General features: G+C 63.5%; 18 protein-coding genes and 1 pseudogene. 11 read left to right on the forward strand and 8 right to left on the reverse strand.

Annotated features, from left to right (window positions below):
- Window positions 1–219 precede the first annotated feature (219 nt).
- Window positions 220–1,716 carry an FAD-linked oxidase C-terminal domain-containing protein gene (locus tag AC1DZU_RS29280; protein ID WP_477290122.1) on the reverse strand — a complete coding sequence of 499 codons (1,497 nt, stop codon included), beginning with the start codon at window positions 1,714–1,716 and terminating at the stop codon, window positions 220–222.
- A 138-nt stretch (window positions 1,717–1,854) separates the two neighbouring features.
- Window positions 1,855–3,177, reverse strand: coding sequence for a DUF3422 family protein (locus AC1DZU_RS29285; protein ID WP_477290124.1), 1,323 nt, complete (start codon window positions 3,175–3,177; stop codon window positions 1,855–1,857).
- 208 nt (window positions 3,178–3,385) lie between these two features.
- Between AC1DZU_RS29285 and AC1DZU_RS29290 the strand changes: the two genes are divergently transcribed.
- Genes AC1DZU_RS29290 through AC1DZU_RS29300 form a run of 3 tightly spaced genes read left to right on the forward strand, consistent with a single transcriptional unit; the run spans window position 3,386 to window position 6,166 of the window.
- Entirely contained in the window at window positions 3,386–4,165 is a 780-nt protein-coding gene (locus AC1DZU_RS29290; RefSeq protein WP_457151378.1) for an FCD domain-containing protein, read from the forward strand.
- A gap of 43 nt (window positions 4,166–4,208) precedes the next feature.
- Window positions 4,209–5,345 (forward strand): alpha-hydroxy acid oxidase, encoded by a 1,137-nt coding sequence (locus AC1DZU_RS29295; RefSeq protein ID WP_477290126.1) that lies wholly within the window; start codon window positions 4,209–4,211, stop codon window positions 5,343–5,345.
- A 35-nt stretch (window positions 5,346–5,380) separates the two neighbouring features.
- Window positions 5,381–6,166: a metallophosphoesterase gene (locus tag AC1DZU_RS29300; protein ID WP_477290128.1), complete on the forward strand. Its 786-nt coding sequence runs from the start codon at window positions 5,381–5,383 to the stop codon at window positions 6,164–6,166.
- A 35-nt stretch (window positions 6,167–6,201) separates the two neighbouring features.
- On the opposite strand, the gene AC1DZU_RS29305 is transcribed toward AC1DZU_RS29300, so the two are convergent.
- Both AC1DZU_RS29305 and AC1DZU_RS29310 read right to left on the reverse strand, forming a co-directional pair.
- Window positions 6,202–6,333 carry a hypothetical protein gene (locus tag AC1DZU_RS29305; protein ID WP_257784452.1) on the reverse strand — a complete coding sequence of 44 codons (132 nt, stop codon included), beginning with the start codon at window positions 6,331–6,333 and terminating at the stop codon, window positions 6,202–6,204.
- Between the two features lie 439 nt (window positions 6,334–6,772).
- The gene (locus tag AC1DZU_RS29310) at window positions 6,773–7,471 is read right to left on the reverse strand and encodes a type 1 glutamine amidotransferase (RefSeq protein ID WP_477290130.1); all 699 of its coding nucleotides are present in this window, start codon (window positions 7,469–7,471) and stop codon (window positions 6,773–6,775) included.
- An 88-nt stretch (window positions 7,472–7,559) separates the two neighbouring features.
- Between AC1DZU_RS29310 and AC1DZU_RS29315 the strand changes: the two genes are divergently transcribed.
- The 4 genes from AC1DZU_RS29315 (at window position 7,560) to AC1DZU_RS29330 (ending at window position 11,725) form a co-directional block, all read left to right on the forward strand.
- Window positions 7,560–8,222 (forward strand): hypothetical protein, encoded by a 663-nt coding sequence (locus AC1DZU_RS29315; protein ID WP_477290132.1) that lies wholly within the window; start codon window positions 7,560–7,562, stop codon window positions 8,220–8,222.
- Between the two features lie 31 nt (window positions 8,223–8,253).
- On the forward strand, window positions 8,254–8,988 hold the full coding sequence (locus AC1DZU_RS29320) for a 16S rRNA (uracil(1498)-N(3))-methyltransferase (RefSeq protein ID WP_477290134.1): 735 nt from the start codon (window positions 8,254–8,256) through the stop codon (window positions 8,986–8,988).
- A 245-nt stretch (window positions 8,989–9,233) separates the two neighbouring features.
- Window positions 9,234–10,607 carry a glutamate--cysteine ligase gene (locus AC1DZU_RS29325; protein ID WP_477290136.1) on the forward strand — a complete coding sequence of 458 codons (1,374 nt, stop codon included), beginning with the start codon at window positions 9,234–9,236 and terminating at the stop codon, window positions 10,605–10,607.
- A 104-nt stretch (window positions 10,608–10,711) separates the two neighbouring features.
- A complete protein-coding gene (locus AC1DZU_RS29330) occupies window positions 10,712–11,725 on the forward strand; it encodes a DUF937 domain-containing protein (RefSeq protein WP_477290138.1) in 1,014 nt (337 codons plus the stop codon).
- A gap of 164 nt (window positions 11,726–11,889) precedes the next feature.
- Here AC1DZU_RS29330 and AC1DZU_RS29335 read toward each other — a convergent pair whose 3' ends face one another.
- Complete coding sequence (locus AC1DZU_RS29335) at window positions 11,890–12,180, reverse strand: DUF1127 domain-containing protein (protein WP_477290140.1); 291 nt, start codon at window positions 12,178–12,180, stop codon at window positions 11,890–11,892.
- Between the two features lie 177 nt (window positions 12,181–12,357).
- Here AC1DZU_RS29335 and AC1DZU_RS29340 point away from each other — a divergent pair, with 177 nt between their 5' ends.
- Window positions 12,358–13,314: a LysR substrate-binding domain-containing protein gene (locus tag AC1DZU_RS29340; RefSeq protein ID WP_184871984.1), complete on the forward strand. Its 957-nt coding sequence runs from the start codon at window positions 12,358–12,360 to the stop codon at window positions 13,312–13,314.
- A 24-nt stretch (window positions 13,315–13,338) separates the two neighbouring features.
- On the opposite strand, the pseudogene AC1DZU_RS29345 reads toward AC1DZU_RS29340, so the two are convergent.
- Window positions 13,339–15,551, reverse strand: a pseudogene (locus AC1DZU_RS29345) (bifunctional diguanylate cyclase/phosphodiesterase).
- A 119-nt stretch (window positions 15,552–15,670) separates the two neighbouring features.
- On the opposite strand from AC1DZU_RS29345, the gene xseA reads away from it, so the two are divergent.
- Both xseA and AC1DZU_RS29355 read left to right on the forward strand, forming a co-directional pair.
- A complete protein-coding gene (xseA, locus tag AC1DZU_RS29350; protein ID WP_477290143.1) occupies window positions 15,671–17,236 on the forward strand; it encodes an exodeoxyribonuclease VII large subunit in 1,566 nt (521 codons plus the stop codon).
- Between the two features lie 4 nt (window positions 17,237–17,240).
- On the forward strand, window positions 17,241–18,371 hold the full coding sequence (locus AC1DZU_RS29355; protein WP_477290145.1) for a DmpA family aminopeptidase: 1,131 nt from the start codon (window positions 17,241–17,243) through the stop codon (window positions 18,369–18,371).
- A gap of 62 nt (window positions 18,372–18,433) precedes the next feature.
- Here the strand turns inward: AC1DZU_RS29355 and AC1DZU_RS29360 are convergent, their stop codons facing one another.
- Window positions 18,434–18,688 (reverse strand): hypothetical protein, encoded by a 255-nt coding sequence (locus tag AC1DZU_RS29360; RefSeq protein WP_477225521.1) that lies wholly within the window; start codon window positions 18,686–18,688, stop codon window positions 18,434–18,436.
- A 445-nt stretch (window positions 18,689–19,133) separates the two neighbouring features.
- On the reverse strand, window positions 19,134–19,586 hold the full coding sequence (locus AC1DZU_RS29365; protein WP_477290147.1) for a lipocalin-like domain-containing protein: 453 nt from the start codon (window positions 19,584–19,586) through the stop codon (window positions 19,134–19,136).
- Window positions 19,587–19,990: 404 nt separating this feature from the next.
- Between AC1DZU_RS29365 and AC1DZU_RS29370 the strand changes: the two genes are divergently transcribed.
- Window positions 19,991–20,644, forward strand: coding sequence for a YjbE family putative metal transport protein (locus AC1DZU_RS29370; protein ID WP_477290149.1), 654 nt, complete (start codon window positions 19,991–19,993; stop codon window positions 20,642–20,644).
- The last annotated feature ends 58 nt before the right edge of the window (window positions 20,645–20,702 follow it).

Here is a 20,702-nt window from a genome sequence, read left to right on the forward strand (position 1 = left end):
GCGCCAAACAGAGGTGTGGAGATGCCGCGATCCTTCCCACCCCCCTCTGTCCTGCCGGACATCTCCCCCCGCAAGGGGGGAGATCAGATCGTCACCACGGCTTTCGCAAACTCCTTTGGTTGAAGGATAAGCACCAGCACTGCGGCCAGCCAATCTCCCCCCTTGCTGGGGAGATGTCCGGCAGGACAGAGGGGGGTGTTCAAGCGCCGACATTTCCCCTCAAAACCTCGGAATGTCCGGAAACGGCAGCTTGCCGCCGGAAATATGCATGCGGCCGAGTTCGGCGCAGCGGCGAAGCTGCGGGAAGACCTTGCCGGGATTCAAAAGATGATTGGGATCGAAAGCACATTTGACCCGCATCTGTTGGTCGAGGTCGATTTGGTTGAACATCTCCGGCATCAGGTCGCGCTTCTCGACGCCCACCCCGTGTTCACCAGTGAGCACGCCGCCGACCTTGACGCACAGCCGCAATATGTCGGCGCCGAAGCTTTCGGCCTTGTCGAGTTCGCCCGGCACATTGGCATCGTAGAGGATCAGCGGATGCAGATTGCCGTCGCCGGCGTGAAAGACGTTGGCGACGCCGAGACCGTATGTCTCCGACAGCTCGCGCATGCCGGCGAGCACGCGCGGCAGTTCCTTGCGCGGGATGGTGCCGTCCATGCAGTAATAGTCGGGCGAGATGCGGCCAACCGCCGGAAAGGCCGCCTTGCGGCCGGCCCAGAAGCTCAGCCGCTCCTGCTCCGACTGCGAGATGCGGCAGGTGGTCGAACCGTTTCGGATGGCGATCGCCTCGACGGCGGTGATGAGGTGATCGACCTCGACGCTCGGCCCGTCGAGCTCGACGATCAGCAGCGCCTCGACATCCAGGGGATAGCCGGCATGGACGAAATCTTCCGCGGCATGGATCGCCGGCCGGTCCATCATTTCCATGCCGCCCGGAATGATGCCGGCGCCGATGATGTCGGCGACGCACTGGCCGCCCTGCTCGCTGGTCGGAAAGCCGATCAGCAGGGCGCGTGCGGTCTCCGGCTTTTTCAGGATGCGCACGGTGACTTCGGTGACGACGCCGAGCAGACCTTCCGAACCGGTCATGACGCCGAGCAGGTCGTAACCTTCCGCATCGAGGTGACTGCCGCCGAGCCGCACCACCTCGCCATTCATCAGCACCATCTCGATGCCGAGCACATTGTTGGCGGTGAGGCCGTATTTCAAGCAGTGCACGCCGCCGGAATTTTCCGCCACATTGCCGCCGATCGAGCAGGCGATCTGGGAGGATGGATCGGGGGCGTAGTAGAAGCCCTCCTGCTCGACGGCGGTGGTGATGCCGAGATTGGTGACGCCCGGCTGGGCGACGACGACGCGGTTGGGGAAATCGATCGCAAGAATGCGGTTGAAACGGCTCATGACCAGCAGCACCGCGTCTTCCAGCGGCAATGCGCCGCCAGACAGCGAGGTGCCGGAGCCCCGCGGCACGACGCGGATGTTGCGGTCGTCGCAGTATTTCAGCACGCGGGAAACCTGCGCCACCGTCTGTGGCAGCACGACGACCAGCGGCAGCTGCCGATAGGCGGTCAGGCCATCGCTCTCGAAGGCCCGCATGGAATTGGCGGCGTCGACAACGCCCTCGGCCGGGACGATGATGCGCATGTCGGCGACGATCTCGTCGCGCCTGCGCATCGTGGCGTCGTCTGGTTTCGGCATGGCCAGGCCGGACATCAGCAGCCTCGTTTTGCTTGACTGGTCAAAATCTTTTACCAGTGAAGCGCGGTGGTTGCAAATCCCGCTTTGGCGGAAAGTCCAAAGTCACCGCCGGACGGGCTTCCGCAGCGGCAATCTGCCGCTGCGGGTACAGCCCTATTCGCCCGCCGGCTTGCCGGGCTCGGAATGCATCCGGCGCACGCGGCGCACGCCCCACCAGACAAGCAGAATGGCGACGGGTACCGAAGCCGCGGTGACGACCTCCGGCGCGAAGGCATGGCCGAAGATCGAGGCGCCCTTGGCGACATAGCCGACGAGGCCGACCACATAATAGGAGACGGCGGCGACCGAGAGACCTTCGACGGTCTGCTGCAGGCGCAGTTGCAGGCGGGCGCGATTGTTCATCGACGCCAGCAGGTCGCGATTCTGCTTCTCGACCTCGACATCGACCCAGGTGCGCAGCAGCGTGGTGGCGCGGGTCAGCTTGCGCGACAGATTGGCCTGGCGCTCCTCGACCGAACGGCAGGTGCGCATGGCCGGTGCGACGCGGCGCTGCAGGAACCCACCCCAGGTGTCGTAGCCGGGCACGGCTTCTTCGTCGAGCGCCTCCAGCCGCTCGACGACGATGCCGTCATAGGCGCGGCTGGCGCCGAAACGGTAGAGGCTCGACGCGGCGTCCGCTTCCAACTCGGCGGCAAGCTCGGTCAGGTCTGCGAGCAGCGTCTGGCTGTCGCGGGTTTCGGCGACCTTCATTTCCAGCGTGGTCTGCGCCAGCCTGTCCTCGATGCGGCGGGCGCGGCCGGACAGGGTCAGCGCCAATGGCAGGCCAAGCATGGCCAGCGTTCGGTAGGTTTCGATGTCGATCAGCCGTTGCGACAGCGCCCCGGTTCGCGCCGGCGTCAGGCCGCGGTCGAGCACCAGCATTCGGGTCATGCCGTCGCCATCCTGGCGGAAATCGGTGACGATGGCGGCGTTGCCGCGTTCGACCAGCGAATAGCACAGGCTGGTCGGGTCGAAGCCGGCGATCAGCCGCTCACTCGCTTGCGTCCACTTGCGGATTTCGAGCCTGATCCCCGAGATGACGGTTCCCGGCGGGGAAAACCCGTTGCCGAACGGCGAGTCCTCCAGCGCCCTGCCGCTTTCGGAGAGCGGGCCTTCCCACAGATAGGTCGAGAATTCCGTGTGCCGCTCCCAGCGCAGCGAGCCCTTGCCCCACTTCATGGCGTGGTGGCGGGCCTGGCGGTCGGGCGCGGCAATGCCCAGACGCCGCGATAGTTCGGACAGCACCGCATGGTCGACACCGGATCCGCCCTCGGTCATGAAGGCGAGTTGCACCAGGACACGCGGCTTGTCGATCAGCGGATGCGGCCGGGCATGGACCTCGCCAAGCGCACCGGGCCGGCCCTCATGCGCGGGAAAACCCATGACGCTGCCCTTGGCGCGCGGCTGGAACTCGAGATTGGACGGGTCGTCTGACACGGCTTGTCCCCCAGGGTTCTCTAGACCCTCTTACATTGCGTCCCTCTAGGGCCAATGGCCAGATGACGCAAACAGCAAAGTTTAGCCGAAGACGATATGGCGTCGGGTGGCAAAATCGACCCGCTTCGACCAATTGGATAAATAATTTGACCAGTTGGCGACGCAGGCTTTATCCTGCACGACAGCGGTTCACCTTCCAGGCATTCTGTTGAGCGACATTTTTTCCAGGATCGAGCATTCGCGCACCGCCGACGAGGTGGTGCAGCAGATCGAGAGCCTCATCCTCGAAGGCGTGCTGCGCACCGGCGACCGGTTGCCGGGCGAGCGCGAGCTCGCACGCCAGTTCGACGTGTCGCGGCCGATCCTGCGCGATGCTCTAAAGGCGCTCGAAGGGCGCGGCCTTTTGACGACCAAGGCCGGCGGCGGCACGCATGTCGCCGACATCATCGGCCAGCTGTTCACCAAGCCGGTGGCGGACCTGATCTCGATGCATCGCAAGGCGGTGGCCGACTACCTGGAATACCGCCGCGAGATCGAGGGCGTCGCGGCCGAGTATGCGGCGCGACGCGCCACGCCGGAGGATCTGGCGCTGCTCGACCGCATCATGGCGCGCATGGACGAAGCGCACCGGACCGGCGATTTCGACGACGAAGCCGAAATCGATGTCGAGTTCCACCACGCGATCTGCGAGTGCGCGCACAACATCCTGCTCTTGCACACGCTGCGCTCCTGCTACCGGCTGCTGTCGGAAGGCGTGTTCCAGAACCGGCTGCTGGTGTTCACCGTGCCCGGCGCGCGCGACGCGCTGCTTGCCCAGCACCGGGCGATCCATGCCGCGGTGAAGGCCGGTGACCCTGCGGCCGCGCGGCAAGCGGCGATGGACCACATGATCTATGTCGAGCGGTCGATGGCCGAGGCCGAGCGCAGCGGCGACTGGCAACGCGTCTCGCGGCTGAGGCTCAGGCAACGTTCTGAAGGGGCCAGATGAGCCCACACGCAGACGCTTCCAGGACTGATAAGCGGGGACCCTCATGAGCCAAATCCTCACCATCGCCGATCTCAAGGACCTCGCGCGCCGGCGCGTGCCAAAAATGTTTTTCGAATACGCCGATTCCGGCGCCTGGACGGAAAGCACCTACCGGGCCAACGAGGAGGATTTCGCCAAGATCAAATTCCGCCAGCGCGTGCTGGTCGACATGAGCAACCGCTCGCTGGAATCGACCATGATCGGCGAGAAGGTGACTATGCCGGTGGCGCTGGCGCCGACCGGCCTGACCGGCATGCAGCATGCCGATGGCGAGATGCTGGCAGCGCAGGCGGCCGAGGAGTTCGGCGTGCCATTTACCCTGTCGACGATGAGCATCTGCTCGATCGAGGACGTCGCCTCGGTGACCAGGAAGCCATTCTGGTTCCAGCTCTATGTGCTGCGCGACAAGGATTTCGTGCTCGACCTGATCGACCGGGCAAAGGCGGCGAAGTGCTCGGCGCTGGTGCTGACGCTCGACCTGCAGATCCTCGGACAACGCCACAAGGATGTCCGCAACGGACTTTCGGCGCCGCCCAGGATGACGCTGGCCAACATCGCCGACATCGCCATTCGCCCGCGCTGGTGGATGGGCATGGCCGGCACCAAGCGCCGCACCTTCCGCAACATTGTCGGCCACGCCAAGGGCGTCGGCGACGTCGCCTCGTTGTCCTCCTGGACGACCGAGCAGTTCGATCCGCATCTGTCGTGGAAGGATGTCGCCTGGATCAAGGAACGCTGGGGGGGCAAGCTGATCCTGAAAGGCATTCTCGACAAGGAGGACGCACTGATGGCGGCCAAGACCGGTGCCGACGCCATCATCGTCTCCAACCATGGTGGGCGGCAGCTCGATGGCGCGTCGTCTTCGATCATGGCACTGGAGGAGATTGCCGACGCGGTCGGCGACACGATCGAAGTGCACATGGATGGCGGCATCCGCTCCGGCCAGGATGTGCTGAAGGCGCTCTGCCTCGGCGCCAAGGGCACCTATATCGGCCGGCCCTTTCTTTACGGCCTCGGTGCGCTCGGCAAGGAAGGAGTTACCAAGGCATTGGAAATCATCCGCAAGGAGATGGACATCACGCTGGCTCTGTGCGGAAAGCGTCTGGTCACCGACATGGGCAAGGACCAGCTCCGGCGCTAAGTCCGTGACAGCCTGACCACGGAGACCGCGCAGAGTTGGCAGAACCCGGCATCCATTTTCTCGACGCGCATGGGCCGGAGGGTGTGCGTCTCTACGCGATCGGCGACGTGCATGGCCGGCTCGACCTGCTGGCCGCCATGCACCGGCGCATCGAGGATGAGATCGAGCGGGATGCGCCTGCCGACTGGCGCGTCATCCATCTTGGCGACTATGTCGATCGTGGGCCGGACTCCAAAGGCGTCATCGACTTCCTGATCGAGGCGCGAGAGCGCGACCCGCGCCATCTGATGCTGGCCGGCAACCACGACGTCGGCTTTCTCGACTTTCTCAAGAAGCCCGACCCGGAAGGGCTTTTCATCCGTTTCGGCGGCATCCAGACGGCGCTGTCCTACGGCGTGGCAATCAGCGAAGGCAGCATGTGGTTCGGCAAAGCCGAGTCCGTGCGCAGGGGACATCAATTCCTGGTCGAGGCGGTGCCGCAAACGCACATCGATTTTTTGCGATCGCTGCGGCTTTCGCTGACGCTCGGGGATTTCTTCTTCTGCCATGCGGGCATCAGGCCGGGCATCGCGCTGGCAAGGCAAAACCCGCAGGATCTGCTATGGATCCGCGACATCTTCCACAATTACCAGGGCCTGTTCCCGAAGATCGTGGTGCACGGCCACACGCCGGTGCCGGAAGCAGAAGTGATGGCCAACCGCGTCAATGTCGACACGCTTGCCTGGCAATCAGGGATGCTCACCGCGCTCGTCGTCGATGGCCCGGACAAACGCATCCTGACGATCACGATCAAGGAGCCTGGGACGACAAAGGAAGCGTGAGCGGCGCGTCCGGGGACGCGAAAACGTTCCGGCTTTTAGCGAAGCGAGGCGGTGACGCCGTAGCCGTCGACGGCGTTGTGGTTGTTGGCTGCGTCAGCGGAATAGATGCCGAGGCCGCACAGCACGATGGCGGACAACATGGCAAAGGACAGAAGCGCTGCTTTCACGGAGGTCATCTCTTGTTGAGCTTTGTGCATCTGTGCACCGGGCGGTTACCAATGCGTTGAAACGGAGAATTCGCTTCAAAGTTTCGACGATTTCGCGCTTCTAGGCGCGTTCTGTATCGACGGTGTGTCGCGCGGGTCACACCAAAGGTTCATCGCGGTTGCACAGCCGATGCAGAGCGCGCGCCTTCTAGGATGATGGGCGGACACAAGCCAAGGATGAAAGGGGTTTTCCCCAGGCGGTTTCACCACTGCGTGCCAATTATGTCACGCGGCGAGGCGCCGAGGGTTGGACGCTCAGAGACTGTTTCGAAATTCGCTCTGGCGAGTCATATGGTGGTGGTTTCGAGAACCGTAGCGCAGCGGACATTTGGTCCGTGAGCAACGGAAGCGCAGAAACCGCCATCAGATGGCCGCCAGAGTGGAATTTCCAAACAGTCTCTCAGATCGTCGCGACCCAGGCGCGGGCGATGGCCAGGCCGGCAGCGTCGGCATCAGGCCCGTTACGGGCCATTTCGCCATCGAGCTTGCCGGCCCAGTCGGGATGGCGCGCGGCGATGGTCGGGGCAAAGGAGGCGCTCCAGTCCTGCACCATCGGGCGGTCGGCCTCGAAATGGAACTGGAAGCCGTAGACGGCGCGGCCGACGCGGAACGCCTGGTTCTCGGCGACATCGTTGCCGGCGAGCCGCACGGCGTTCTCAGGCAGCACGAACGTGTCGTCGTGCCACTGGAAGATCGGGAATTTTTCCGGCAACGAGCCAAGCACCGGATCGGCCTTGGCGTCCGGCGTCAGCGACACGCCGTGCCAGCCGAACTCGTTGGCGCCACCGATGCGGTTCTCGCCACCGAAGGCGCGGGCAACGAGCTGGCTGCCGAGGCAGATGCCGAGCACGGCACGGTCCTTGTCGGCGAAATCGCGGGTCAGTTCGAGCAGTGCCGGAAAATAGGGGTAGTCGTCGTCGGCCAGCGCATTCTGGCCACCGCCGAGCACCACCATGGCATCGTGCCCGGCCGCGTCATCCGGCAGGGGATCGCCCTTGTAAGGCAAGCGCAGATCGAGATCGGCACCCGCTTCCGCAAGGGCGGCACCAACCTGGCCAAGGCCGGTATTGTCGTAGTTCTGGACCACCAGCACCCGCATCGCAAAACCCTGATGACATGAAAATGATGCGAGGAGCGATATCATGCCGCCAGCATTGCAGCCAAGATGCGTGTTGCGGGAGAAAGCTATGCCACTGCAGAACCGGGTCGATCCGTTCGGCGCCATCCATGCCGTGCCCGAGCGCGGGTTGTTTACCGGCAATCGCGGCATCATCCACGATCCCGAGACAAGGACATTGCTGAAGAAGCGCTGGGCGCTTCCGGCCTGGATCATCTGCGTCTGCAAATTCCGTAACGTGCGGCGCGAACCGATGGGCCGCAACCGGAAGAGCGACGACCATTTGGGTGGCAAAGCCGGCTGGACCGAGCTGTTCTTCCTCGACGAGGTGACGGCGCTGGCGGCCGGGCATCGCCCCTGCTTCTTTTGCCAGCGCGAACGGGCCAGGGACTTCGTCGGCCGCTTCGGTGAAGCGTTTGGTATTTCCGAGCCGCGCGCACCGCAGGTCGACAAGCGGCTGCACAAGGAGCGGCTGGCGTCCGGTGGCAAGCCACCGATGCTGGCCCTCGAGGACCTTGCCGGTCTTCCCGACGGTGCGATGCTTGCTGATGGCGGCACCGCCTATGCCTTGCGCGGCGGCAAGGCGGTGCGCTGGTCCTTTGCCGGATATGGCCCACCCGGCGATTTCAGCCTGCTGGAAGGCAAGGCGCTTGCGCTGCTGACGCCGGCCACGACGCTCGCCGTCCTGCAGCATGGCTTTCGGCCGGTGTGGCATCCGACCGCCGAGGCTTGACGCCGGCGGGCGGCTCGCTCATTCCTCGGCGATGCGCGCCAACTACAAGATGCAACGCCTGTTCGTGCCCGACGGTCTGCGGCCAGAGATCGAGTTCGATGCCGGTCAGCAGCAGAGCCACTATCTCCTGCATGTGCTGCGGCTTGGAGAAGGCGCCGAAATCCTGGTGTTCAACGGTCGTGACGGTGAATGGTCGGCCGCCATTGCGGCGAAATCAAAAAGGGCGGTGCGGCTGAAGGTGCTGACGCTGCAACGGCCGCAACCGCCGCTGCCCGATCTCATCTACTGCTTTGCGCCGCTGAAGCAGGGCCGGCTAGACTATCTCGTGCAGAAAGCTGTCGAGATGGGCGCCGGCATCCTGCAGCCGGTGATCACCCAGCACACGCAAGTGGCCAAGCCCAGCATCGATCGCCTGCGCGCCAATGTCGTCGAAGCCGCCGAACAATGCGGCATCCTGGCGGTGCCGGAGGTGCGCGAAGCCGAAAAGTTCGACCGCCTGCTGACCGGCTGGGACAGAGAGCGGCGGTTGATCTTCTGCGACGAGGACGCCTCGACCAACAACCCGCTGCCGGCTCTGCAGGCGGTCAGGGAAAAGAAACTTGGGCTGCTGGTCGGGCCCGAAGGCGGCTTTTCCGATGACGAGCGCAAGATGCTGCGGGCGCTGCCCTTCGTGACAGCCATTCCGCTCGGACCGCGCATCCTGCGCGCCGATACGGCGGCGGTGGCAGCACTTTCGGTGATCCAGGCAACCGTCGGAGACTGGTGAGACTTCATTCCTTGCAAGGGACGGAGAGCGCAGTATCGTTCAATTCCTGTTGACCTGTGGCTCAGGATTTTTCGCTTGATCGACTACTGACATTTCGTCCATCTAGCGCCGGCGGTCGTCCGACCGTCCTACAACTCCGCGTGTCCTTTCGGACGCGCAAAGGACGCTGTAACACTTGAAGGGGCACGTGATCCTTTCCGAAAATCGAAAGCCGATTTTCGGGATTATGTGCGGAGGGCTCTATCATGGCGCGCGACACAACCGATTTCCGCCCGATCGAAGGCGTCGATGAACTCGTCGAGCATCTGGCCGAAGGCAACAAGCCGCGCGACAAGTGGCGCATCGGCACCGAGCACGAGAAATTCCCGTTCTATGTCGACGGCAACGCGCCTGTGCCCTATGGCGGCGAACGCGGTATCCGCGCCATCCTCGAAGGCATGCAGCAAAAACTCGGCTGGGATCCGATCATCGATGACGGCCGCATCATCGGCCTGGTCGAACCGACCGGCCAGGGTGCGATTTCGCTAGAGCCGGGTGGCCAGTTCGAGCTGTCCGGCGCGCCACTGGAGACGATCCACCAGACGTGCCGCGAGGGCAATGCGCATCTGGCACAGGTGCGCGAGATCGCCGAGCCGATGGGCATCCGCTTTCTCGGCCTTGGCGGCAGCCCGAAATGGTCGCTGGCCGAGACGCCGAAAATGCCGAAGTCGCGCTACGAGATCATGACGCGCTACATGCCAAAGGTCGGCACCAAGGGCCTCGACATGATGTACCGCACCTGCACGATCCAGGTGAACCTCGACTTCGAGAGCGAGGCCGACATGCGCCGCAAGATGCAGGTGTCTCTGAAGCTGCAGCCGCTATCGACGGCATTGTTCGCCAATTCGCCGTTCACCGAGAGCCGGCCGAACGGATTGCAGAGCTGGCGCGGCGACATCTGGCGCGACACCGACAACCAGCGCTCGGGCCTGCTCGACTTCTGCTTCTCACCCGATTTCGGTTTCGCCGATTATGTCGAATGGGCACTCGACGTGCCGATGTATTTCGTCATCCGCGACGGCCACTATCACGACATGACGCATATCACCTTCCGCCAGTTCATGGCCGGGGCCGCCCGCAATGAAGTGCCGGACGGGCTGCCGACGATGGGCGACTGGGCGAACCATCTGTCGACGCTGTTCCCGGACGTGCGGCTGAAGCGTTTCCTCGAGATGCGCGGCGCCGATGGCGGGCCGTGGCGGCGCATCTGCGCGTTGCCGGCTTTCTGGGTCGGATTGCTCTATGACGAGGCAGCGCTCGACGCCGCCGAGGCACTGACCTCAAGCTGGACATATGACGAAGTGATGGCGATGCGCAACGCGGTGCCGGAACAAGGCATTTCCGCGCCCTTCCGCAACACCACGCTGCGCGAGATCGCCCGCGACGTGATGGTCATCTCGCGCATGGGCCTGAAGAACCGTGGCCGCAAGAACCGCGACGGCTACGACGAAACCTCGTTCCTCAACACGCTCGACGAAGTCGTCGCACGCGGCACCACCAGCGCCGAGGAGATGCTCTCCGCCTACCACACGCGCTGGGGCGGCTCGATCGAGCCGGTTTTCATGGAATACGCCTACTAACCCAGCCAGGGTCGGCGCGGCCGTTTGATTGGCAAAAGCCGCTTCAATCGGCCGTCGAAACGAATTAGGCTCTCCACCTTAGGATTTCCCGGAGGAGAAAGCCGATGCCTACCTTGTTCGATATGCTGGCGCAGGCCCAGAACGGCAACGGCATGCAGGCCCTTGCCCAACAATACGGGCTGTCGATGCAGCAGACTCAGGCGGCCGTTGCCGCTCTGCTGCCGGCCTTTTCGCAGGGGCTGCAGCGCAACACTGCCGATCCCTATGGGCTCGGCGCCTTCATGACGGCGATGGCGAGCGGCCAGCACGCCAAGTATTTCGAGGACGCGACCCGAGCCTTCTCGCCGCAAGGCGTCGATGAGGGCAACGGCATTTTGGGGCACCTGTTCGGTTCGAAGGACCTGTCGCGGGCCGTGGCCAGCCAGGCGGCGCAGGCCAGCGGCGTCAGCCAGCAGATCCTGCAACAGATGCTGCCGGCGATCGCCTCGATGGTCATGGGCGGGCTGTTCAAGCAGACGACAAATCAGATGCAAGCCGCCGGCGGCCTTGGCGGCGGCAACAATCCGCTCGGCGAGATCATCGAGCAGATGATGCGGCAAAGCGGCATGCAAGCCCCCGCTCCGCAGCCACGCCAGGCACCGCAGCCGGAGAATCCGATGGACAACCCGCTCGGCAAGGTTTTGCAGGACATGTTCGGCGGCGGTGCCCCGCAGCCGCAAAGCCAGCAGCAGCCGGCACCCAATCCCTATGGCGACAATCCGCTCGGCAAGGTGCTGCAAGACATGTTCGGCGGTGGGGCGCCGCAGCCGCAGCAATCGCAACCACAGCAGACCCAGAGCCCCTATGGCGACAACCCGCTGGGCAAGATCTTCGAGGAGATGCTGCGGCAAGGTGGTGGCGGCTTCGGCGGGGGCGGACAGCCGGCGCCGCAACACCCACAGGCACCACCGCAGCGGCAGGCGCCGCAACCGCAGACCAATCCGAGCGGCCGGCCGAGAAATCCGTTCGACGACCTGTTCGGCAAGATGTTCGAGACTGGCGCCCAGCAGCGTGACGAGTATCAGAAGGGCGTGGAAACGATCTTCGACCAGTTCAAGCGGGACATGGACCGGCGGTAACCCGATCGGCCCTTCAAAAGAAAAGCCCGGTCCTGGGAGGACCGGGCCAGAGTGCAGGCGGGCCGGCGGGGATCCGGCGGGGAGTGGGGCCTGCATACTCGTCTGTCGCGTCGAACCTTAAAAAGGTTCACGGCAACCGATGCGATAGCGACCAAGCCAGGCGATCAGGCCACCTTGCGGGCGAGGTCCTCGATCGTTTCGACGCGATCGCTGGCGATTGCGCGCAAGATCTTCGTCGGATCGCGGCCAAACGGTATGTCGATGGCGACATGGAGGTCGGCGCGCGTCAGGCCGATATCGGCGAGTTCGGAATCCGACATCTCGCCAAGGCGATAGAAGGCGCGGCGGTTTTTCCAGGCGCGGTAAACGTTGGAGACGGTGTTTGCCACGCGCGTCGCAACGGCCGGACGCGAGGTGATGCGCGAAGTCTCGGTGGCGAAATCAAACGTGGTCATGTCGGTCTCCTTCAGACTCGAACGGACGAAACCAGGCAAGCGGCGCTGGCGACAGCGGCCGTTCCGGCTTCGAGTCACATGCCTTCATGTGGACAATGACAATTTGCCATCGACCGATTGATTAATCCAACGAATGTTTCTAATCCTAGGCATCAACACTAGTGATGGATTGAACCGATGAAAGCGCCACTCGATCTCGATCAGTTGCAGACCTTCATCTCGATTGCCGATACCGGCAGCTTTACGCGGGCGGCCGAAGAGGTGCACCGGACCCAGTCGGCAGTATCGATGCAGATGCGCCGGCTGGAGGAGCGGATCGGCAAACCGCTGTTCGAAAAGGACGGGCGTACCAACAGGCTGACCGAGGAAGGCGACAAGCTGCTCTCCTATGCGCGGCGGCTGCTCTATCTCAACCGCGAAACACTGGCCGCCTTCGACGACCGGCGGCTCGAAGGCACGATCCGCATCGGCACGCCGGACGACTATGCCGACCGTTTCCTGCCCGAAATCATGGCGCGGTTCACGCGGTCCAATCCGCGCGTCGAACTGACCGTCATCTGCGAGCCGACGCCAGGGCTGGTCGAGCATATAAAGCGCGGCAATCTCGACCTGGCGCTGGTGACGCACAACGATGTACGCGGCCAGTCGGAGGTGGTGCGGCGCGAGCCGCTGCTGTGGGTCACCTCCGCCAACCATGCGACGCACGAACAGCAGACGCTGCCGATGGCCTTTGGCCGGCCAAATTGCATCTGGCGGCGTGCCGCCGTCGATGTGCTCGACCAGCAGAACCGCGACTATCGCATCCTGTTCACCAGCTTCTCGGCAACCGTCATCACCGCCGCGGTGCTTTCCGGCCTGGCGATCTCGGTGCTGCCGGAATGCGCGCTGAGGCCCGGCATGCGGGTGCTGGGCGAAGCCGACGGCTTCGGCGCCCTGCCCGATTGCCGCATCGGCATCATGCGCGGCCAGACGTCGCGGCCGGAGATCGTCGATGCGCTTGCCCGCCACATTTCGGAAAGCCTGGACAATATTTCCGTGCCGATCGGCGAAGAGACCGGGACATTCGACTTCGCAGCCCTCGCCTATGCCAAGATGAAGCGGACGAAGCCGAACCAGATCCTGCCGGGCTGGTAGGCCAGATCCTCCCTGACAGGAAGATCACCCAAGAGCCGAAAAAGCCGACCTGCCCTCACCGGGCGACAGGCCTGCGAGGGCCAGCATCTGGGCCGGCTCCAGCGGCGGCGACAGCAGATAGCCCTGCAACTGATGGCAGCCCATGCCGACGAGCAGAGCCTTTTGCTCCTCGGTCTCGACCCCCTCGGCGGTGACCTCTACTTCAAGAGCGATGGCAAGGTCGACCAACGCCTTGACGATCGCAGTGGAACTTCGATCATGGTCGAGAAGGCGCACGAAGGAACGGTCGATCTTGAGCTTGTCGATGGCATGGCGGCGCAGGTAGTTCAGCGAAGAATAGCCGGTGCCGAAATCATCGAGCGCGACCCCGATGCCCGTTTGGCGCAAGGCCGCCAGTACCGTCCTGGTGGTGTCGTTGTTTTCCAGAAGCACACTTTCGGTGATCTCGAGTTGCAACCGCGACGGCGCCAGCCCGTCTCCGCAAGGATCAACGCAACCTCGTCGGCGAACCCGGCATCGCGCAGCTGTAGCGGCGAGACGTTGACGGCCACCCAGGGTAATTGCGTGCCGACGGCGAACCGGCAGGCCTCGGCCAGCACCCATTTGCCGAGTTCACCGATCATGCCCCGTTCCTCGGCAATGGCGATGAACTGCTGGGGCGGCAACGCGCCATGGATCTCATGCGCCCAGCGGATCAGCGCTTCGGCGCCGGCGATCGTCCTGCCATCCGCGGCGAAAATCGGCTGATAGGCCAGTTTTATCCCGGTCCCGCCGGCAAGGGCGCTGCGGAGCTCGTTCTCGACCTTGCGCTTATGCAGCAAGAGGTCGTCCATGTCGCCTGCGAAGATCTGATGGCGACCGCGGCCGTTCTTCTTGGCCTCGTAAAGCGCAATATCGGCCTTGCGCAGCAGGTCGTCAGCATCAACTTGCGGACCCGACGCCAAGGCTATGCCGATGCTGACACTGACGAAGACCTGATCGTCCATCAGCCTGAACGGCTCCTGCATTTTCCGCAGCAGCCGTTCCGAAACATCCTCGGCCGCCCTGATGTCGCGAACATCGACCAGAATGATCGCGAACTCATCGCCGCCAAGCCGCGCCACCGTGTCGATTTCCCGAATCGTCTGCTGCAGCCTTGTTGCCGTCTGGCGCACAAGCTCGTCGCCGGCGGGATGGCCGAGCGTGTCGTTGACATGCTTGAAACGATCGATATCGAGATAAAACAGCGCCATCCTTGCCGTATCGCGCCCGGTCGTCAGCAAGGCCCGCCGCAACCTGTCCTCGAAGAGAGCCCGGTTGGGGAGGCCCGTCAGCGTATCATGAAAGGCGAGATACTGCGCCTGCGCCTGGCTGGTCTGCAGCGCCAGCGAGGTCCGCCGCAGGCGCCGCAGGAGAAAGATCAATGCACCCGCGGCAAACAGCACGCCAGCGACCAATGCCGGGCCCGCCTTGCGCACCAGTGTCAGACCGGGGCGCTCCTGATCCCAGCCGATGTAACCGAGGATGACACCGCGTGAATTCATCAGCGGAATGGCTGCTGAGTCGACCGGTTGCGACAACAGCAGCAGGTGCGCGCCATCAAGCAGATATTTTTCCGCGATCTTGCCGATGACAGCGTCGTTGATGAACTCGATCGAGACATGCAGATATTCGCTCCCCGGCGCCTGTGTGACGCGGTCCGAACTTGGCACCAGCGGTGCGATACTGAGGATCGCGGGCTTGCCCCCAAGCGACACAAGGTCCTCGGCGACCATCTTGGTCGCGCCGCCGGATGCGTTCGCTTGCGGCGGCTGAGCGATCAGCAAGCGCAGCTTTTCGATGGTGGGCCGCAAAGCAGGCTCATCCGCGCCATAGACGGCCAGCGGCATCACCTTGCCTTCCTGCATGGCGTGGATCGGCCGGTTTGCATCGTCCAGCACATAGACACGGTTGTGTCCGTAGTAGGTGTACATCCAGACGCTGATGTTCTCGACCATCCATTGCTGGTTGCCGGCCTTGGCGTTGAGGATGGAATCGTCCCAGACCGAGATACTTTCCTGCTCGCGCTCCACGGTAGCGATCTGATCCTGCAAACCGTTGGCGAAGAATACCTTTTGTCGCTCAAGCGAGGCACGATCGGTCTGCACGGCCGCGTAGAAGCCAAATCCGACGACCATGACCAGCGCAAAAGCGGCAAGCGCCAGCACGGTCAGCGTGACCTGATACGTCAATGGGCTGCGATGTCCGCTTGCGCTCATGCGTCCTTGGCCAGCTTCGTTGAATGCAACTCAATCAAAGCAGGCTTAAGATCACGTTATGACGCGTGGTCCGTCACAGATGCCTTGACGCGAGCGTCCAACCGTTCCCCAATCGGCCAATGAGCGAGGCAGCATCCGAATCACGCACCAACGCCACCGAATACACGGTGAGCGAGATTTCCGGCGCGCTGAAGCGCACCGTCGAGGACGTGTTCGGCAATGTGCGGGTGCGCGGCGAAATATCCGGCTATCGCGGGCCGCATTCGTCCGGTCATGCCTATTTTGCGCTGAAGGACGACCGCGCGCGGCTCGACGCCGTCGTGTGGAAGGGCACGATGAGCCGGCTGAAATTCCGCCCCGAAGAGGGGATGGAGGTGATCGCCACCGGCAAGCTCACCACCTATCCCGGCAAATCCAATTACCAGATCGTCATCGACAATCTGGAGCCAGCCGGCGCCGGCGCCCTGATGGCGCTGCTGGAAGAGCGCAAGCGCCGACTGCAGGCCGAGGGCCTGTTCGACCCCGGCCGCAAGCGGTTGCTGCCGTTCATGCCGCGTGTCATCGGCGTCGTCACCTCGCCGACAGGTTCCGTCATCCGCGACATCATTCACCGCATCAAGGACCGGTTTCCATTGCATGTGCTGGTCTGGCCGGTGCGCGTGCAGGGCGAGACGGCGGGCGCGGAAGTGACCGCCGCTGTCAATGGCTTCAACGCGCTGGCCTGGGACGGTGCCGTCCAGCGCCCCGATCTGCTGATCGTGGCGCGCGGCGGCGGCAGCCTCGAAGACCTTTGGAGCTTCAACGACGAGGCGCTGGCGCGTGCCGTTGCAGCCTCCGCCATTCCGGTGATCTCGGCTGTCGGCCACGAGACCGACTGGACGCTGATCGACCTCGTCGCGGATCGCCGGGCCCCGACACCGACAGGTGCCGCCGAATTTGCGGTGCCGGTGAAGGCCGACCTCGAAGCGACGCTTGCCAGCCTTGGCGCGCGGCTCAAGGCGGCGGTCTTGCGCAATTTCGAGCGCAAGCGGCAGGCCGCCCGTGCCGCCGCCCGTGCGCTGCCCTCGCCCGATCAGTTGCTGGCGCTGCCGCGCCGCCGCCTCGACGAGGCGACAAGCCGGCTCGGCCGGGCGCTGTCCGTCAGCGTCGACCGCAAGCGGGCGCGGCTTCAAGGCCAAAGGCTGACGCCGGCCACGCTGTCGCGGCGCATGAATGAAGCCCGCACGCTGACCGGCCGCGACCTCGCCCGCGCGCAAGCGGCATTTTTTGCCATCGTGCGCGAACGTCGCGCACGATTTTCGCGCACCGCGACGCGGCTGTCTCCTGCGCCGATCGCGCGGCGCCAGAAGCTGCAAGGGGACACGCTGGCAGCACTAGCGCGGCGGCAGGATCTGGTGATCTCCGTCCGGCTCGAGCGCTTGCGCGGACAATTGAGCCAGGCCGACCGCCTGTTGACCACGCTTTCGCACAAGGCCGTCCTGGCGCGCGGCTTCGTCCTGGTGAAGGACGCCGACGGAGCGGTGATCAAACATGCCACCGAAGTGGCGTCGGGAATGGCGCTTTCGCTGGAGTTCGCCGACGGCACCGCCGATGCGATTGCCACCAGCGGCACGGCAAGACCGAAAGCCGTGGCCAAGCCGGCGGGCAAGGCCAAAGAGCCCGGCAATCAGGGATCGCTGTTCTGAGATCATGACCGACAATCCGAACCATCTGGCAACGCCTTCCGGCAAGCCGCGCGCGCGGCGTTTCGGCATCGGTTTCGACGGCACACCCGGTCCGTTCAACGCGATCACCGATGTGCCGGGCGTCGCCGTCGGTTACACGACGCTGATTTCGGGCGATGGTGCACTCGTCGTCGGCCAGGGACCGGTGCGTACCGGCGTCACCGCGATCCTGCCCCGGCCGCGCGCCGATCTTGCCACACCGGTCTTTGCCGGTATCTTCAGCCAGAACGGCAATGGCGAACTGACCGGCTCGCACATCGTCGAGGAAACCGGCGCATTCAACTTCCCGATCACCATCACCAACACGCATTCCTGCGGTGTTTCACGCGATGGCACGCTGCGCTGGATGCAAAGGGTACTGCCGGCGGCACTCGACAGCGGCTGGGGCCTGCCGGTGGCGGCGGAGACCTATGACGGCTTCCTCAACGACATCAACGGCCACCATTTGACATCAGAGCATGTTGCGCAGGCACTTGACGATGCGGCCAGCGGACCGATCGAGGAAGGCAGCGTCGGCGGCGGCACGGGGATGATCACCTTCGGCTTCAAGGCCGGGTCCGGCACCGCGTCACGCATCGTCGAATGGCAAGGCCGCGCCTACACGGTCGGCGCCTTCGTGCAGTCGAATTTCGGCAAGCGGCACAATTTTACGGTTCGCGGTCTGCGCGCCGGGCCGGAGCTTGCCGAGCCGGCGATCCGGCAGGGCACGCCGCGCGCCGAAAAGGGCTCGATCATCGCCGTCATCGCCACCGACGCGCCGCTCTTGCCGCACCAGATGAAGCGGCTGGCGCGGCGCGTGCCGCTTGGCGTCGCCATGACTGGCGGCTTCGGCTATCACAGTTCAGGCGACATCTTTATCGCCTTCTCGACCGCCAATGCGAGCGCGGCGCTGGCACCATCCGGCCGCATCGCCAGCGCCGATTTTGTTCCCGACACCGACATCGATCCGTTTTTCGATGCGGTGATCCAGTCCGTGGAGGAATCGATCCTCAACGCCTTGGTCGCCAATGACGACATGAGCGGACGCGACGGCAATTTCGTGCCGGCGTTGCCGAAAGTGTGGCTGAAAGAGAAATTTGGCCGAGGGGATGACTGATACAAAGACGCGGGCCGAATAGCCCGCGTTTCAGACGGTTTCCCTTGAATTGCTCTAAGCGGCTATTCCGCTGCTTTGCTGGGCGCCTGCTGGTTCTCGTCGGCCTCGGCCGCTTCCTCGAGCCGGGAGGCGATCAGTTCCTGAATGTCGCCGACCTCTTCCTGGATATCCTCCAGGGGGATGCCTACCTCTGCCGCCTTGGCAGCGCATTCCTTGGCCAGAGTCTCGGCCTGCTTGTCGATCCTGGCGTGGGATGACTGGCAGTGGACCTTTTCGCCAATCCATCCCCGCAAGAATTCGATCGCGTGTTCACTCATACTGCTGTTCCCTGGCGGCAAAGCCGGTTGGTAATCATAAACGCCGACACCCCGCAAAGGATGCATGCTCCCATACGAACCGAGTCGTCGCCAACCGGCAAGCCGATCTTGTCCAAGGTCCACAGCGTCAAAGGAAATCGAGGGGTCAAGAGCATTCTGTTTCTGAGGGGTCGGTACCGTTGGCCGGGATCACGCCCAGCTTTGCGCCACTGTTTCTATTTGCTTTTTTCCGGTTTCCTAGCCGATTTCGTCACAATAGATGGCGCAATCCGTAACACATTTACAGTCGCTTCGGCGGCGCTACCCTCAGGCGCGCGGGTCGAAGCCGCCGGTATATAGTGACATCCTCATGCAATGTCGACTCTGCTCGCAATCAGCTAGTGTCTCAGTTTGAAATTTTGCGATACGGACAATGCAGAGACCTGAGAGGCAGATCGACCCAGGGTCATTTCTCTCGCGCATAAGTCACTTCGTGAATAATCTCGCGCCCGTCGAACGGATTTTGGGCGGGAGGCGAGGTGTAAGTCAGCGTATGTCCGTCGACTTTGCAGAACCGCACCTGTTCCGTGCCACTCCATGTTTCATTCCAGCTCATGTCGACATGATGGACCACTCGATCCGCCTCAACCGTGTAGCTGCCCGAATAGGCGAACATCGAATCGAACAACGCGATCTTCTCTTCGTCGGATGGCGGCAAACGCTGCGGCCGATTGCGATCGTTCCTAAGGATAAAAAAAATGACGCGCTCAGGTGTATAGATGACGATGCCATGAGGTTCCTGACCCAGGGCTGGCTGCCGCTCCCCGGTCGAAACATCTCTCGTCATCCAAGACGTCATCCGCCAGCTTCCAAGGAGGAGATCGCGGCGAATTGGTTGAACGGGCATGTCTTGAGCCATTGCCCACACCTCCGTTATTTCTCGGCAAAGCGCTCTCTATACCGTCCGCGTGGTCCCTGCCTCGGCGCATCCGGGCAGTCTGGACGGCATATGGAATGAAATCTCCCCATGCTTTGCGGTAAGTATATAGGAGTTCGGCCCGGATCGCGACCAGCGAGCCTTCAAACCGAGACACGACCGGATCATGCGCATCGAGAACGGCGTAGCGAATGCCGCCGCTGCGTCCAAGCCGATAATGTGCTGGAGTTCATACCGCCATTGACGCTGCCGCAGCACGAGGTGCGGTGGCAACGGGCCACCCCAATCTTGCCGGAAGCGAAGCCCCATATGCATGGTAGGATCCACTCGTCTTGCTGAGTCCTGCCTAGGGCAGGAAAACTGCGAACGACAGGGAAGCTTACCGGATGTCCCTTGGGATCGATCAGGCGACGATCACAGCCTATCTGGAAGTCATCACCATCAATCTCGTTCTGTCGGGCGACAATGTCGTGGTGATCGGCATGGCGGCCGCGGGCCTGGCAAAGGCGCTGCGGCAGAAGGCGATCATCGCCGGCATCGCCGCTGCGGCTGTCATCCGCATCGTCTTTGCCGTGGTGGCCGTGCAGTTGCTGGCGATCCCGGGCATCATGCTGGTCGGCGGCCTGCTGTTGTTCTGGGTCTGCTGGAACATGTTCGGGGAATTGCGATCCGCCGGCGACGCCGATGACGGGGACGGTGCAGACGCCGATCCGACCGTGGCTTTCCTTGCGGCGACACGACCGGCCAAGGCGCTGCGCACAGCGATCGTGCAGATCGTCGTTGCCGACGTTTCGATGTCGTTGGACAATGTGCTCGCCGTGGCCGGTGCTGCCAGCGACGACATGGATGCGCTGGTCTTCGGCCTCATCCTGTCGGTGGTTCTGATGGCGGTCGCCTCGACGCTGGTGGCGGCGCTGCTGGCCAGGCATCGCTGGATCGGCTGGCTCGGCCTTGCGGTCATCGTCTATGTCGCAGGCAGCATGGTGCTGGATGGCGTCGAGCAGTTGAAAGCGCTCGACTATTGGACGGTTCTTTCATGAACGCCGAGCCCGATGGGGGCCTCAACAATTAGAGTATCCATGCGGGTCAAGGAATGAG

The organism is Mesorhizobium sp. P2_A12, from assembly GCF_056405075.1.